Source organism: Nocardioides coralli, assembly GCF_019880385.1.
GTDB lineage: Bacteria > Actinomycetota > Actinomycetes > Propionibacteriales > Nocardioidaceae > Nocardioides > Nocardioides coralli.
This window is the reverse complement of the sequence record NZ_CP082273.1, coordinates 1,395,570-1,409,994: the sequence shown is the minus strand read 5'-3', so window position 1 is coordinate 1,409,994 and position 14,425 is coordinate 1,395,570. Positions and strand designations below refer to the sequence as shown.

Genomic DNA, 14,425 nt, shown 5'->3' with positions numbered 1-14,425 from the left:
CTGTCCACCTACTCGAGCCACCCCTCAGGCTAGAGCCCCGTGGCCCTGCGGGGCATCACGAATTCTCGGCGTCCCGATCGCCCGCGTGTCGGCGTGCCCCGAGCCGGCGCTGATACATACTCCGTATCCATGACGGACCTGGTGATCGAGACCGCCGGTCTCCGCAAGGAGTACCGGACGCGGCGAGGGACACGGGTGGCCGTGCAGTCCCTCGACCTCGCGGTGCCGGCGGGCGGTGTGCACGGCTTCCTCGGTCCCAACGGCTCCGGCAAGACCACCACCATCCGGATGCTCCTGGGCCTGGCACGCGCCACCCGCGGCACGATGCGGCTCTTCGGCGAGGACGTCCCGCGCCGGCTCCCCCAGGTCATCGACCGGGTCGGCGCCGTGGTCGAGTCGCCGAAGTTCTCCCCCAACTTCACCGGTCGGCAGAACCTGCAGCTGCTCGCCCGCACCCGCGGCATCACCGGTGACCGCATCGACGCCGCCCTGGAGACGGTGAGCCTCACCGGGCGCGACCGCGACCGGTACCGGACCTACTCCCTGGGCATGAAGCAGCGGCTGGCGATCGCCGCCACGCTGCTGAAGGACCCCGCGCTGCTGATCCTCGACGAGCCCACCAACGGCCTCGACCCCGCCGGCATCCGCGAGATCCGCGACACCGTGCGCAGCCTCGGGGCGTCCGGCGTCACGGTGCTCCTGAGCTCCCACATCCTCGCCGAGGTCCAGCAGGTCTGCACCTCGGCGACGATCATCGGTCACGGGCGGATGCTCGCCTCGGGCCGGGTCGAGGACCTCCTCGGCGCCAGCACGGCCTACCGGGTGCGGGTTGCCGACGCGGAGGCCGCCGTACGCCGGCTGCGGGAGGAGGGGCTGACCGTCCACCCCGACAACGGCGTGCTGCGCGTGGAGACCGACCGGCCCGCCAGCCACGTCAGCCGGGTGCTCGGTGAGGCGCAGCTGTGGCTGGAGGAGCTGACTCCGTTGCGGCCCGATCTCGAGGAGGTGTTCCTCGAGCTCACCTCCGGTGAGGCGCTCGGGAGCGGCGGTGGCCGCGCATGAGGCTCATCGGGCTCGAGCTCACCCGGCTGCGCTGGCGCCGGGCGGTCGTGGTGCTCCTCGGCGGATGCGTGCTGGTCGGGGCCGTCATCCTCGGTGGCACGGCGTGGGACACCCGGCCGGTGTCGGCCTCGGAGCTCGCCGCCGCCGAGGAGCTGGTCGAGCAGGAGATGGGGCGCCGCTACATGCAGCGCCAGCTCGCGGAGTGCGAGGAGCGGCCCCGCCGCTTCGGCGTGTCCGACGCCGAGCAGTGCGTGGCGGCGATCGCACCGCAGGTCGACTGGTACGTCTCCCGCCAGCCGCTGCAGCTGTGGGTGGCCATGCGCGCCCAGGGCGTGGGCCTGGTGACGGTCCTCATGGGGCTGCTGATGCTCGTCGGCACCACCTTCGTCGGGGCCGACTGGAGCTCCGGCTCGATGAGCAACCAGCTGTTGTTCGAGCCGCGCCGCGCCCGGATCTGGCTGTCCAAGGCCGGGGCGGTCCTCGGGCTCGCCCTGCTCGCCTCGACCGCGGTGCTCGCGGCGTTCTGGGGCGGGATGGCGCTGCTGGCCCGGATGCGCGGCATCGACGTGCCACCAGAGGTGCCCGGCATGATCGCCGCAGCCTCCGGTCGAGCGGTGCTCCTCGTCGGCGCGGCCGCCGTCGGCGCCTACGCCGTGACCATGTTGTCGCGCAGCACGGTGTTCACGCTCGGGGCGATGTTCGCCGTCGTGGTGGGAGCCACCGTGGTCATGGCGCTGCTCGGCGTCAGCGAGGCCTGGTTCCCCAACAAGAACCTGGGGGCGGTGCTCTGGAACGGCACCCAGTACTACGTGGAGCCGCCGCCGTCCTGCTTCGACCGGGGCCGGCCCGAACCGGGCGTCGACTGCAGCGGGCTGCGCGACCTCAGCCTCGCGACCGGCGCGCGCAACCTCGGGGTGCTGCTCCTCGCCACGTGTGCGGCCTCGCTGTGGTCGTTCCGGCGGCGCGACGTGCCCTGACGCTGTTCCTCAGGCTGGGGTGCCTGACGCTGATGTGCCCTGCCTCCAGCCCCCGCGTACAGTGGCGGGCGTGACTCAAGCCCCCGCTCCCGAAGGCCGCAAGCTGCTGCGCCTGGAGGTCCGCAACGCGGAGACCCCGATCGAGCGCAAGCCTGAGTGGATCAAGACCCGCGCCAAGATGGGCCCGGAGTACAAGCACCTGCAGAACCTGGTGAAGTCCGAAGGGCTCCACACCGTCTGCCAGGAGGCCGGCTGCCCCAACATCTTCGAGTGCTGGGAGGACCGCGAGGCGACGTTCCTCATCGGCGGCGACCAGTGCACGCGGCGCTGCGACTTCTGCCAGATCGACACCGGCAAGCCGCAGCCGCTCGACCGCGACGAGCCACGCAGGGTGGCCGAGTCGGTCCAGAAGATGCAGCTCAAGTACGCCACCATCACCGGCGTCGCCCGCGACGACCTCCCCGACGGCGGCGCCTGGCTCTACGCCGAGACGGTCCGCGCGATCCACGAGCTCAACCCCGACACCGGTGTCGAGAACCTCATCCCCGACTTCAACGGCAAGCCCGACCTGCTGCTCGAGGTGTTCGAGTCGCGGCCCGAGGTGCTCGCCCACAACGTCGAGACGGTGCCGCGCATCTTCAAGCGGATCCGGCCCGCCTTCCGCTACGAGCGCTCGCTCGACGTGATCACCCAGGCCCGCGACTTCGGACTCGTGACCAAGTCCAACCTGATCCTCGGCATGGGTGAGACCCGTGAGGAGGTCAGCCAGGCCCTGCGCGACCTGCACGAGGCCGGCTGCGAGCTGATCACGATCACCCAGTACCTCCGGCCGTCCGTGCGACACCACCCGGTCGAGCGCTGGGTCAAGCCGGAGGAGTTCGTGGAGCTGCGGGACGAGGCCGACGAGATCGGCTTCTCCGGTGTGATGTCCGGCCCGCTGGTCCGTTCGTCCTACCGGGCCGGCCGGCTGTACCGTCAGGCCCTGGAGACGCGCGCCGCGCGCTCCGTCAGCCCCGCCTGACCCCACCGCACGCGAGAAAGCACCGCATGTCCGACCTCGACCCCTCGAAGATGAACCGCCGGCAGCAGCTGCGCGCCACCTACCGGATGGCCAAGCAGACCGACCGACGCCTGGGCCTGTGGCTGCTGGGGGCCTTCGTCCTCGGCGCCGCGCTGGGTTTCGCACTGTTCTGGCTGCTCCCCGGCTCCGGCACGGTCAGCCTGGTGCTCTCGATCATCGGCGCGCTGATGCTGGGCCTGCTGGCGCTGCTCATCGTGTTCGGCCGGCGCGCCCAGGCGGCGGCGTACAAGCAGATGGAGGGCCAGCTCGGAGGTGGGGCGAGGGCGCTGTCGATGCTGCGCCGCGGCTGGCGCACCGACCAGATGGTCGCCTTCAACAAGCAGCAGGACATGGTCCACCGCGTGGTGGGCCCCCCGGGGATCGTGCTGGTCGGCGAGGGCAACGCCAGCCGGCTCAAGGCCCTGCTCGCCACCGAGGAGCGCCGCCACGCCCGCGTCGCCTCCGAGGTCCCGATCCACACCGTCGTCGTGGGCGACGGCGAGGGCCAGGTACCGGTGCGCAAGCTGGTGCGTCACGTCAACAAGCTGGGCCGCAAGGTGAAGGGCGCCGAGCTGACCGACGTCCTCAGCCGGCTCAAGGCCATCGACGCCAACCGCCCCAACATCCCGCTGCCGAAGGGCCCGATCCCGACCAGCATGAAGGGCCTGCGCGGCCAGATGCGCGGCCGCTGAGGTCCCTCAGCGCTGGCCCTGCAGCTGGCGGGGGTCGATGATCTCCTTGGCGGGGGGCGCCTCGATCGTCACCGGCTCGCCCCAGCCGGTCATCCGGATGTCCATCGACACCGACTGAGGACCGGCGTCGAGCGAGGTCGACATCCGGCGGGCGAGGAAGTCGTCGTCGACCCAGAAGTCGAAGGTCACCTCCTCCGGCACCCCCTGGCCCGAGGGCAGGCCCTGGAACCCGTCGGCGGTCTTGGTGTCCACGGTCAGGGCGTAGCGGTCGAGCTGCTCGCCGTCGACGTCCTCCTCCCCGACGTAGGTCACCGACGTGATCGACTCCTCGAACTGCTCGAAGCCGCCCAGCGGGTCGAGCTGCTCGGTGAAGCCGTCCATGCCGGGCGGGAGGTTCTTGGCGTCGTTGAGGTCGAAGGACATGAACTTGTTGAGCGACATCTGACCCATGTTCATGTACATCACGCCGTCGACCAGTCGGAACTCGATCGGCTGCTGGCTCATGGTCGGCATGCTCATCGTCATCTGCATGGCCGTCGGCTCGGTCGTGTAGTCGAGCTGACCCTCGGCCTCGAGGGCTTGTCCGGCGGCGTCTACGGTCATCGTCACCTGCGCGGTCGTCGCGTTCTCCAGGCCCTCCCGCATGTTGGCGACGAAGTCGGCCTTGTCGACCTCCTCGCCCGCGACCGGCCCGTCCTCAGCCGGCTCCTCGGTCTGCTCCTGCTGCCCGGTGTCCGCGGTGTCGTCGGCAGCCTCCGGATCACCGGTACAGCCCGTCAGGACCAGGGCGAGGGCGGCGACGACGGCCGCCAGGGCGGTGCGCAGCGGAGTTCCCATCTCCCCACCGTACGCTCGCCGCGAGCGGAATGGGACCGGCGCGGATCCACGCTCCCGCCCACCCTGCGGCTCAGCGGACCCGGATGGTCCGCGTGCCGACGGCGAGGTCGTGCAGTCCCCGCCGGTCGGGCTTGTAGACCAGCGGTGGAATCACCAGGCACACCAGGACCGAACGGAGCAGGCTCCGCAACAGGTCCGGCGGGCCGGGTCGCTCGTCCTGCACCACGCGGAGCCCGGTCGCGAGCTTGCCGAAGGACCCGCCGGCCACGGCCGTGAGCACTGCCGTCTCGAGCGCGAAGACCAGCAGCACGTAGACGCTCGACAGCCGGTTCTCGCTCCACCCGACCGGCCCCAGCACCAGCACCACCACGAGCGTGGACGCGAACCAGTCGACGATGAGCGCCAGGACCCGGCGTCCCCACGAGGCGGTCTCCATCACCGCGCCAGCGTAGTCAGCCCGTGCGCCCGGCCCACCGGCGCGTCAGACAGGCAGAAGCTCGCATCCACTCCCCTCCTCACGCGGGGCGGCCAAGCTCCTGGCCGACTTCTGCCTGTTCGACGCGCCGCGTCACCCGCGCCAGCACCCACCGCACGTACGCCGGCTCCAGCATCACCTGCTCCCAGGTGAAGCGGAACACCCGCCACCCGGCCAGCACGAGCATGTTGTAGCGGGCGCAGTCGCTCCGATGCGCCTTCCGCGTCGCGTGGTGGGTCCAGGAGTCTGCCTCGAACACGGCACCCGCGCTCCGACTCACCACGTCGGGGTGCACGGTCCCCGTCTCGAGCTCGACGGGCGCCTGCGCCTCCACGACGAGCCCCGCCTCGATCAGGTAGGCCCGCAACACCGACTCGAACGGGTTGGCGGCACGACCGTCCGCATGCTCGAGCACGCGGCGTACGGCCGCAGATCCGGCGCCCCGTACCGAGACCGCCCTCAGCTCGTCACGCGTGACGGCGCCAGAACGCAGCGCCGAGTCCACGATCGCCAAGGCCTCGTCGAAGGGCAGGTGTCGCGAGCAGTCGATGACGGTGCGCAACGGGCTGGTGACGCCGGCCTGCCGGTCGTCGGCTGCCATGTCCACCCAGCTGAGGCGTACGTCGCGGCGCCGCTCCGGTGGTACCTGCCGCTTGCGGTCGACGGCCACCTCGGGGAGCTCAGGCTGGGTCTTGAGCGCCCACCCGTGGTGGGCCGCGGCGCTGCGCAGCCACACGACTGCCGTCAGCCGGCCGGCGGCGCGCCGAGCGTCCGAGGCCGTCGGCAACGCGTAGCTGCCGCGCGTGCTCCGCACCACCGCACCCGATCGCAGTGCCGCGCGCAGCTTCCGACGACTCGTGAGCGTTAGCAGAACCGAGGCGCTGGCCACCCCACCGAGCCGTTGCAGTGCCTCGTCCGCCCTCATGGCACGAGCATGCTGCGACGCAGCCCACCGGCGTACCGGCTCTCCACAGGCACGCGCCCGGACATCTGTTACATGGGCGAAACAAAAGGGATACGGTCGAGAAACTGCCCGTGCCTAGGTTCGCGGACACCGGGGCGGAGTCGGCCCGGAGTCTCGTTCCGATCAGACAGAAGCGCGGCTGGCGTGACCCCCGTCGGCCAAGGAGGACGAATGTTCGCAAACAGCGAAGAGCTGCTGAAGTTCATCAAGGACGAAGGCGTCGAGATGGTCGACGTCCGGTTCTGCGACCTGCCCGGCATCATGCAGCACTTCACCGTGCCGGTGTCGTCGTTCGACCAGTCGGTCTTCGACGACGGCCTTGGCTTCGACGGCTCCTCCATCCGCGGGTTCCAGGCGATCAACGAGTCCGACATGTCGCTGTTCCCCGACCCGACGACGGCCTACATCGACCCGTTCCGCCGCTCGAAGACCCTCAACGTCAACTTCTTCATCCACGACCCGATCACCGGTGAGGCCTACTCCCGCGACCCGCGCAACATCGCGCGCAAGGCGCTGGCCTACCTGGAGTCCACGGGCATCGCGGACACCGCCTTCTTCGCGCCCGAGGCGGAGTTCTACATCTTCGACAACGTGCGCTACTCCACCTCGGAGAACGAGGGCTTCTACCACATCGACTCGCAGGAGGGGTGGTGGAACTCGGGCAAGGAGGACGGCGAGAACCGCGGCTACAAGACCCGGTTCAAGGGTGGCTACTTCCCCGTCGAGCCCTACGACCACTACTCCGACCTCCGCGCCGACATGGTGAAGAACCTCGAGGCGTCCGGGCTGCTCGTTGAGCGCGCCCACCACGAGGTGGGCACCGCCGGCCAGGCCGAGATCAACTACCGGTTCGACACGCTGCTCAAGGCCGCGGACGACGTGATGAAGTTCAAGTACCTCATCAAGAACACCGCGTGGGCCGCCGGCAAGTCGGTCACCTTCATGCCGAAGCCGATCTTCGGCGACAACGGCTCGGGCATGCACGTGCACCAGTCGCTGTGGAAGGACGACGCTCCCCTGTTCTACGACGAGACCGGGTACGCCGGCCTCTCCGACACCGCTCGCCACTACATCGGCGGCATCCTCAAGCACGCGCCGTCGGTGCTGGCGTTCACGAACCCGACGGTGAACTCCTACCACCGCCTGGTGCCGGGCTTCGAGGCGCCGATCTCGCTGGTGTACTCGTCGCGGAACCGGTCGGCCTCGGTGCGGATCCCGATCACCGGCGCCAACCCGAAGGCGAAGCGGATCGAGACCCGCTTCCCCGACCCGTCGGCGAACCCGTACCTGGCGTTCTCGGCGCTGATGCTGGCCGGTCTGGATGGCATCCGCAACAAGATCGAGCCCGCGGAGCCGGTGGACAAAGACATCTACGAGCTGCCGCCGGACGAGCTGGCCGAGATCGACCAGGTGCCGACGTCGCTCGGTGCGGTCCTCGACAACCTCGAGCGCGACCACGACTTCCTCACCGAGGGCAACGTGTTCACGCCCGACCTGATCGAGACCTGGATCGACTTCAAGCGCACCGCCGAGATCGCGCCGGTCCAGCTCCGCCCGCACCCGCACGAGTTCGAGCTCTACTACGACATCTGATCCTGGGTCTCGACCCTGTCAGTGGTCGCCATGAACGGCGGCCGACCTGGCGTGACGCCGTCCGAGCGTCCGCCGGCGTCGGCCGCCGTTCTGCGTCTGCCGTGCGCCGGTGACCGGCCAGCGACGTTCGAGCCCCAACGGGTGAGGACGATCCGTTGCCGACGTGACGGCGTCGGCTCATCGACAGGTGCGGCCCTCCGGCGTGTAGGAGCAGATCGACGGGTTGCCGCGGAGCCGCGCCGAGGCGGGACTCGTCGCGACCGGGTTGCCGGAGAACACGGCGAAGAAGAAGCTGCCGTCGGTGGCTGTGCCGGCAGAGTTGCTGGTGGCGACCGCCATGCTCGTGTCGCCCGACCCGCAGTTCGTGGTCACGCTGGGGACGGCAACCTGTCCCCCGCCGAAGGGTGTCGCAACGAGGTTCGGAATGGTGCCCACGCATCCCGGCCGAAGCCCGGGAAGGAGGACGCTGTAGAAACCAGTACCGGTCTTGGACGCAGTCATGCCCGCCCCGGCAGCTCCTGACAGGGCACCAGCGCTGCTGACGAGCCCCTCGCCCACGAGGCGTCCCGCCGGTGATGACAGGGACAGGAAGTCGTTGGCGTCGCGTCCGTCGAGCAGGTCGGAGTCTCCTGCCTTGCGGATGATGTTGTTCGGCAGCCGCCCGGTCCTCTTGCTGGTCGCGACGAGCTTGCCCTTGCGCTGAGTGGCAGAGGCCTTGCTACCGACGGCGTGCTTGCCGTCGACCTTGTCAGCGTTGTCGGCGAAGACGAGCCTGGCGAGGGCTGGACCCCCGGTGGCGGTCGTGCTGATGAGAAGGGCCGCGCAGGCGACGACGAGCGCAACCCTGCTGGTGCGTGTGCTGTTGTCCATGAGCCGAGGATGGTCCTCGTGTCCGCGTACTCACCAGAGCCCGATATGACCATTGCGCACGTCCGTCACACCGGCTCCAGGTTGCGGGGCGTCGCGGACAGGCGTTCCATGGGAGGAGCAGCAGACGCGAGGGGGCGCTGCGGGATGGACACCTTCGACCTGGTGGCGGAGCGGCGGCGAGCGCTGGCCGACGCGCTGGAGCCACTCGACGACGCGCAGTGGCGGACACCGAGCCTGTGCGAGGGGTGGGAGGTGCGTCACGTGGCCGGGCACCTGCAGATCCCGTGGGCACTGTCGACCCCACGGTTGATCTGGGCGATGCTCCGCCACCGCGGGTACGACGCCGCGAACCTCCGCCTCTCGCGGGAGCTGGGAGAGCGGCCTCCCGCCACGCTCGTCGCCGGGCTGCGCGAGCACGCCGACAACCGCCGGACCGGGCCCGGCATGCCACCGGAGTCGCTGCTGGCCGACGTGGTCGTGCACACCGCCGACATGCTCGTGCCGCTGGGCATGACGACGTCTGCCCCACCAGAGACCGTGGCCAGAATCCTCGACTTCGTGATGTCGTCCAAGGGCTCGTCCCTCCACCCCCCGGGCGGCGTGGACGGCCTGCGCTTCGAGGCCACCGACGCCCCGTGGAGTCACGGCGACGGACCCGAGGTCACCGGCGAGGGGTCGATCCTGGCGGCGGCCCTGACTGGACGGGCGGGGGTGCTCGACCAGCTCGGAGGGGCCGGGCTCCCCACCTTCCGTCAGCGTTTCGAGTGACGCGGAGGGGAGGGTCCCCGGGCAGACGGGACCTTGGTCCCCCGGTCACCGGCCCCTTGCGCCCTACGCGGACGCCCCCTGTCTCGACACCGTGGTGGTGACACCACGATGAAGGGACATGCGCCATGCAGAGCTACGACATCCCCACCGGGACCATCGCCGTCGGCGTCGACGGGTCGCCGTCAGCCGAGAGGGCGCTGAGCTGGGCCGTCGAGGAAGCGCGCCTGGCGGGACGAGCCCTGACGCTGGTCCACGCCATCACACCCCAGGGCGGCGTCTGGGTGGACCAGGCGGGGCACGACAGCACTCTCGGGTCGGGAGCCACCCGGACCGAGGCACAGCAGCTGCTGGACGCGGCGCAGCGGGCGGCGACCGACCGGGACCCGACGCTCGAGGTCCACCACCTGCTGCGGGTGGCCGACCCCCGAGACCTGCTCCTCACCGTCTCCCGCCAGGCATCGACCGTGGTGCTCGGGTCCCGCGGCCGGGGTCACCTGCGCAGCCTGCTGCTCGGCTCGGTGAGCGTGGCCGTCACTCGGCACGCCCACCGCCCCGTCGTCGTCGTGCGGCCGCACGACCGGGGTGGCGCCCGGGAGGGCGTCCTCGTCGGCGTCGACGGGACCGAGAGGTCGCTCGGCCCGCTGGAGTTCGCCTTCACCCAGGCTTCTCAACGCGGCGTGCCGATCACCGTGCTCCACGCCGTCCACGACGCCCTCGCCACCTCGGTCGACCCCTACCTGCTCGACGGCCTGGAAGACGGGATCGAGGAGCACCGGCTCCTGGTCGCGGAGTCCGTGGCCGGCATGCGGGAGAAGTTCCCCGACGTCAGCGTGAACACGGTGCTCGCGCGCGGGTACGCCGGGGACGCACTGACGGAGCTCGGCGACCGCATGGACCTGGTGGTCGTCGGCGCCCATCACGGTGGTGCGGCCTCGGCGATCCTGCTCGGGTCGGCCGCGGCGTCGGTGGTGGAGAGCGCCCCCTGCCCGGTCGCGGTGGTCCCCGTGGCCTGACCTCACGGATGGGGATCGGTCAGCAGCACCGGACAGCTCGCGTCCTGCAGCACAGCTCGCGTGACCGGCCCGAGGTGGCTCCCCACTGGTTGCACGAGGTCGTGCAGGGCCACCACCAACAGGTCGGAGTCACGGGAGGCGTCGAGGAGCGACTCCACCGCTGGCGCATGGCGCACCTCCACCTGCGTCGCGACACCCTCGAGGGCGCCGCCCAGCTGGTCGAGCTGTAACTCGACAGCCGCTTCGGCCACCCCGGCCCAGGTCGCCTCGACCGTGCTGTCGACGGGCAGCGCGTCCTCTGCCGTCCCCAGGTGCCAGGCATGGAGGACGTGCAGCTCGGACTCCCGACGAGAAGCCTCGCGCCCGGCCATCCGCAGGACCTGGTGCGACCGCTCGGGTCGGTCGACGCCGACGGTGACCCGGTCGGTGCGGGCGCGGGGGTCGGCCGACCAGCTCGACGGCACGCAGACCACGGGGGCACGTGCCCGTGGGGCCACGCCTCCCGCGACGGAGCGGGTGACGACGCGCGGCGAGCTGCGGCGTCGGCGGTGCTCGAGGACGATCAGGCGCGCGTCCGCGGCCGCGGACACGATCGCGGGAACCGTCGCGCCCTCCACGACCCCGCTGGTGACCGGTGCGGCACCGCCGGGTGCCTCGAGCGCCTGCTCCAGGGCCTCGCGGAGCACGGCACGGCCGCGACGCTCGTGCTCGATGGGTGACTGGGCCACCAGGCCCGGCCCGTTCGCGGGTACGGCGTGGACGAGGTGGACCCCGCAACCGAGCCGCGACGCCTCGGCCACGGCGAAGCCCACTGCAGCCCCGATCGGTCCGTGACCAACTCCCACGACGATCGGGTCAGGGTTTCCGACGACCACCACTCCTCCTTCCCTCCACCATGCCGGGAGGGTGGCTACGACGACTGGACCGGCGTCGACTCCGTGTCAGCCGGAGGCGACTCCCGCGTCCGCCCACGGCTCGACCGCAGCCGCGAGGTGGACCGGTGGCACGACGACGACCGGGCATGTGGCTTCACGGAGCAGCGCCCGGGCGGTGCCGCCGAGATGGCGGACCGCCGGCCCCTGGCCGTGTCGACCCAGGATGAGCCGGTCGGCGCCCTGCGACGCGTCCCGCAACGCGAGCGCCGGCTGCTGGTGGACGACCTCGACCTCCACCTCGACGTCGGGAGCCGCACGCCGGAGCTGGCGCAGCAGCTCCTCGATCCGGTCCTGGGCGCCGCGCTTCCAGTCCAGGTCGTGCGCCCGACGCACGATCATCTCGTCGTAGAAGCGTGGCAGCTCCCACGCGTGGAGCACGGTGAGACGTGCTCCCAGGTCGGCCGCGCGGCCGACGGCGTACTCCAGCAGCGCGGCGTCGAACTCGCTGGCCTCGAACCCCACCACCACGGAGCCGGGCTCCTCGCTCGCCGTCCACTCCTCGGGGACCGAGCTCACCGGGCAGTGCGCCCGCTCGGCGACTCCCATCGTCACGGCGCCCGTGAACACGCGCGCCCACCCGGGCGTCGTCTCGCGGCCGAGGACCACCATCCAGGCGTCGTCCGACTCCCGGACGAGCTGTGCCACGGCGTCCCCGCGCAGCAGCCTGCTGCGGACCGCCACGTCCGGCTCCGCGTCCCGGGCCACGGCCACCGCCTCGGCCAGCAACCGCTCCCCCAGGTCGGTCAGCTCGCGGGGTGCCACGGCAAGCACCGGCGACAGCGGTACGTGGCCGGGCATCACGTGCACGAGGACGAGCCGCGCCTGCCATCGTCGGGCCTCGCGGGCGCCGAAACGCACGGCTGCCAGGGCGCGCTCCGAGCCGTCGATCCCGACGACCACGGCGTCTCGCTCCCGGTGATGCCTCATCGCTGGTCCCTCCTGCTCGATCGATGTGCTCCGCCCGGACCGGGACGCCCGGGGGCGACCGGCGCCGCCCCCGGGCACTTCCCCCCTGGTCCCCCGATTCCCCCGGTTCCCCCGGCCCCCGTGTTTCCGCTGGAACGGCGGCAGCCGCTCCAGGAGTCAGTGGTCGGCAGACGCGCGAGGTCTCACGACGAGCCACCCGTCGACCTGCTGGTGACGCCTCTCGGCACCTCGACGAGGCGGCGACCCGTGACCTCGACGGGGCTCAGGCGCACGAGGAACCCGCGGTGGCCCGATGGCGTGGGGGTCGGCTGTTCCAGCGCCGCCTCCTCACCGTCCGTCGGTGGGGTGTCGATCCGCGCGGCGATCAGCACGCTCCACCGGCCGTCCGTCACGTCCGTGACCTGGTCCACCTCGAACGACACGAGCGCGCCGTCCCCGAACATGGCGACGAAGTCCGCGAGCTCGCTGTCGCGAGACGTCCGGACATAGATCCTGCGGTCGTGCACCGCGTAGTCGACGGGATGGATGCGTGGCCCCCGCCCCCGATCGAACCCGATCCGGCCGACCCCGCGCTCCCCGAGCTGCTGCCAGCACTCGGAGGACGACATCGAGGTGAGGGTGGGCATGTGGTCCTCCTGGTCGATCGGTCACCCCAGCCTCGCCGATCGCCGCGCGCCCCGTCAGGGCCAAAGGCCCCGGACGCGTGGGACGTTGGGTCCAGGTGTGCCGACTACTGTCGTGGGCGTACGACGAGGAGCGGAGGACGGCGTGGAGCACCACGAGGTGGTGATCGTCGGCGGAGGCAACGCCGGGATCTCCCTGGCCGCCCGGCTGCTGCGCCAGGGAGCACGCGACGTGGCGCTCCTCGAGCCGAGCCCGGTCCACCGCTACCGGCCGCTGCTCAGCTACGTCGGCGCCGGGGAGGCGTCGATGTCCTCGCTCGAGCGTCCTGCGGCGGACGTGGCCCCCGATGGCTGCACCCGGGTGACCGAGCAGGTCGTGGCGGTGGATCCCACAGAGCCGAGCGTGACCACCCGGGCCGGGCGGCGGATCGGGTGCGACCGGCTCGTGGTCTGCCCCGGGCTCGAGGAGGACTGGGACGCCACTCCGGGGCTGGCCGAGGCGTACGCCGCCGGGTGGGCGGGCTCCACGTTCGTGGTCGACACGGCCCCCCGGGTCTGGCCCGCGCTCCGCGGTGTCACCCGGGGACGCGTCCTCTTCACGGTGCCACCCGAGCCGGCCCCGTGCGGGGTCACCGCTCTCAAGCCGCTCCTCATGGCGTGCGACCACTGGCGACGTGGCGGGGTGCTCGGCCGGCTCGACGTCCGGGTGGTGCTGCCCGGGCGCGGCCCGACCGACGTCCCCGCAGCCGACCGCGTCCTGGAGGAGGTCCTGGCGTCGTACGACGTCCAGGTGGTGCGCAACGCCCGGGTGTCCGCGCTGGGCGACCACCGCGTCACCATCACGACGCCGGACGGCGAGCAGGCGCTCGACGACGTGACCTTCGCCCACGTGGTCCCCCACTACCGGGCGCCACGCTGGGTCGTCGAGAGCGGCCTCGCCGGACCCTCGGCCGCAGGACTGGTGGATGTGGACCCGCTCACGCTGCAGCACCGCAGCCACCCGGCGGTCTGGTCCCTGGGCGACGTCGCCGACGTCGGCACCCGACCCTCGGGTGGCGCGTTGCGCAAGCAGGTCGACGTGCTCGCCCACAACCTGGCTGCCGGCGACCGGGCGTCCCTGCGGCACTACGACGGCTACACCGTCATGCCCATCACGGTGTCCCGGCGCCGGCTCATGCTGGTCGAGGTCGACCGCGAGGGGCGCCTGTCCCCCACGGTGCCGTTCCCCGACCTGGTGCGGCCGCGGACCCTCACGTGGCTGGTCGACCGCTACGCGCTTCCGGTGACCTACTACCGCCGGATCCTGCGCGGCAAGGTGTGATCAGTCCCGCTTGTCGCGCGTCGGCGTGAAGTCGTCCGGCTCGCTGTCGATGAGGTAGTTGCGGTCTCCCTTGATGCCCTCGACCATCCGCTCGAGCCACGCGTCGTCGCTGGTCTCGATGTCGCGCTCGGCGAGCTGCTCGCGCAGGTAGTCGACCAGGTCCTCGGTCGTGCCGGCGTCGTTGGCCACGGACGTGGCGTCCACAGCGGCCTGCAGGTCGGCGTCGTACGTCGCCATCGGCTCCTCCTCGGTCGACGGTCACCGGTGGTGACCCGCGGCGCCCAGCCTAGGCAGCGCCGTCCCTGCAC

Annotated in this window: 16 protein-coding genes; 8 read left to right on the top strand and 8 right to left on the bottom strand. The window is 71.4% G+C overall.

Annotation, left to right across the window (positions count from 1 at the left end):
- Positions 1–129: 129 nt before the first annotated feature.
- The 4 genes from K6T13_RS06895 (at position 130) to K6T13_RS06880 (ending at position 3,791) form a co-directional block, all read left to right on the top strand.
- Positions 130–1,062 carry an ABC transporter ATP-binding protein gene (locus tag K6T13_RS06895; protein ID WP_222897762.1) on the top strand — a complete coding sequence of 311 codons (933 nt, stop codon included), beginning with the start codon at positions 130–132 and terminating at the stop codon, positions 1,060–1,062.
- A complete protein-coding gene (locus tag K6T13_RS06890) occupies positions 1,059–2,039 on the top strand; it encodes a hypothetical protein (RefSeq protein ID WP_222897761.1) in 981 nt (326 codons plus the stop codon). The genes K6T13_RS06895 and K6T13_RS06890 overlap by 4 nt, the downstream gene beginning before the upstream one ends.
- Positions 2,040–2,109: 70 nt before the next feature.
- Complete coding sequence (gene lipA / locus K6T13_RS06885) at positions 2,110–3,060, top strand: lipoyl synthase (protein WP_222897760.1); 951 nt, start codon at positions 2,110–2,112, stop codon at positions 3,058–3,060.
- A gap of 26 nt (positions 3,061–3,086) precedes the next feature.
- Positions 3,087–3,791 (top strand): DUF4191 domain-containing protein, encoded by a 705-nt coding sequence (locus K6T13_RS06880; RefSeq protein WP_222897759.1) that lies wholly within the window; start codon positions 3,087–3,089, stop codon positions 3,789–3,791.
- A 6-nt stretch (positions 3,792–3,797) separates the two neighbouring features.
- Here the strand turns inward: K6T13_RS06880 and K6T13_RS06875 are convergent, their stop codons facing one another.
- The 3 genes from K6T13_RS06875 to K6T13_RS06865 all read right to left on the bottom strand — a co-directional run bounded on the left by K6T13_RS06875 (position 3,798) and on the right by K6T13_RS06865 (position 6,028).
- Positions 3,798–4,628 (bottom strand): SCO4651 family lipoprotein, encoded by an 831-nt coding sequence (locus K6T13_RS06875; protein WP_222897758.1) that lies wholly within the window; start codon positions 4,626–4,628, stop codon positions 3,798–3,800.
- Positions 4,629–4,698: 70 nt separating this feature from the next.
- Positions 4,699–5,064 carry an RDD family protein gene (locus K6T13_RS06870; protein ID WP_222898185.1) on the bottom strand — a complete coding sequence of 122 codons (366 nt, stop codon included), beginning with the start codon at positions 5,062–5,064 and terminating at the stop codon, positions 4,699–4,701.
- Between the two features lie 79 nt (positions 5,065–5,143).
- Positions 5,144–6,028 (bottom strand): endonuclease domain-containing protein, encoded by an 885-nt coding sequence (locus K6T13_RS06865; RefSeq protein ID WP_222897757.1) that lies wholly within the window; start codon positions 6,026–6,028, stop codon positions 5,144–5,146.
- 210 nt (positions 6,029–6,238) lie between these two features.
- On the opposite strand from K6T13_RS06865, the gene glnA reads away from it, so the two are divergent.
- On the top strand, positions 6,239–7,660 hold the full coding sequence (gene glnA / locus K6T13_RS06860) for a type I glutamate--ammonia ligase (protein ID WP_222897756.1): 1,422 nt from the start codon (positions 6,239–6,241) through the stop codon (positions 7,658–7,660).
- Positions 7,661–7,837: 177 nt separating this feature from the next.
- Here the strand turns inward: glnA and K6T13_RS06855 are convergent, their stop codons facing one another.
- Positions 7,838–8,530, bottom strand: coding sequence for a hypothetical protein (locus K6T13_RS06855; protein ID WP_222897755.1), 693 nt, complete (start codon positions 8,528–8,530; stop codon positions 7,838–7,840).
- A 144-nt stretch (positions 8,531–8,674) separates the two neighbouring features.
- Between K6T13_RS06855 and K6T13_RS06850 the strand changes: the two genes are divergently transcribed.
- On the top strand, positions 8,675–9,298 hold the full coding sequence (locus K6T13_RS06850) for a maleylpyruvate isomerase family mycothiol-dependent enzyme (protein ID WP_222897754.1): 624 nt from the start codon (positions 8,675–8,677) through the stop codon (positions 9,296–9,298).
- Positions 9,299–9,423: 125 nt separating this feature from the next.
- Positions 9,424–10,311, top strand: coding sequence for a universal stress protein (locus K6T13_RS06845; protein ID WP_222897753.1), 888 nt, complete (start codon positions 9,424–9,426; stop codon positions 10,309–10,311).
- A 2-nt stretch (positions 10,312–10,313) separates the two neighbouring features.
- Here the strand turns inward: K6T13_RS06845 and K6T13_RS06840 are convergent, their stop codons facing one another.
- The 3 genes from K6T13_RS06840 to K6T13_RS06830 form a co-directional block, all read right to left on the bottom strand.
- Entirely contained in the window at positions 10,314–11,156 is an 843-nt protein-coding gene (locus K6T13_RS06840; RefSeq protein WP_283247956.1) for a universal stress protein, read from the bottom strand.
- A gap of 96 nt (positions 11,157–11,252) precedes the next feature.
- Positions 11,253–12,173 (bottom strand): universal stress protein, encoded by a 921-nt coding sequence (locus tag K6T13_RS06835; RefSeq protein ID WP_222897751.1) that lies wholly within the window; start codon positions 12,171–12,173, stop codon positions 11,253–11,255.
- A gap of 182 nt (positions 12,174–12,355) precedes the next feature.
- Positions 12,356–12,799 (bottom strand): pyridoxamine 5'-phosphate oxidase family protein, encoded by a 444-nt coding sequence (locus K6T13_RS06830; RefSeq protein WP_222897750.1) that lies wholly within the window; start codon positions 12,797–12,799, stop codon positions 12,356–12,358.
- Between the two features lie 97 nt (positions 12,800–12,896).
- Between K6T13_RS06830 and K6T13_RS06825 the strand changes: the two genes are divergently transcribed.
- A complete protein-coding gene (locus tag K6T13_RS06825) occupies positions 12,897–14,117 on the top strand; it encodes an FAD-dependent oxidoreductase (RefSeq protein WP_222897749.1) in 1,221 nt (406 codons plus the stop codon).
- Here the strand turns inward: K6T13_RS06825 and K6T13_RS06820 are convergent, their stop codons facing one another.
- Positions 14,118–14,354 carry a hypothetical protein gene (locus K6T13_RS06820; protein ID WP_222897748.1) on the bottom strand — a complete coding sequence of 79 codons (237 nt, stop codon included), beginning with the start codon at positions 14,352–14,354 and terminating at the stop codon, positions 14,118–14,120.
- Positions 14,355–14,425 lie beyond the last annotated feature (71 nt).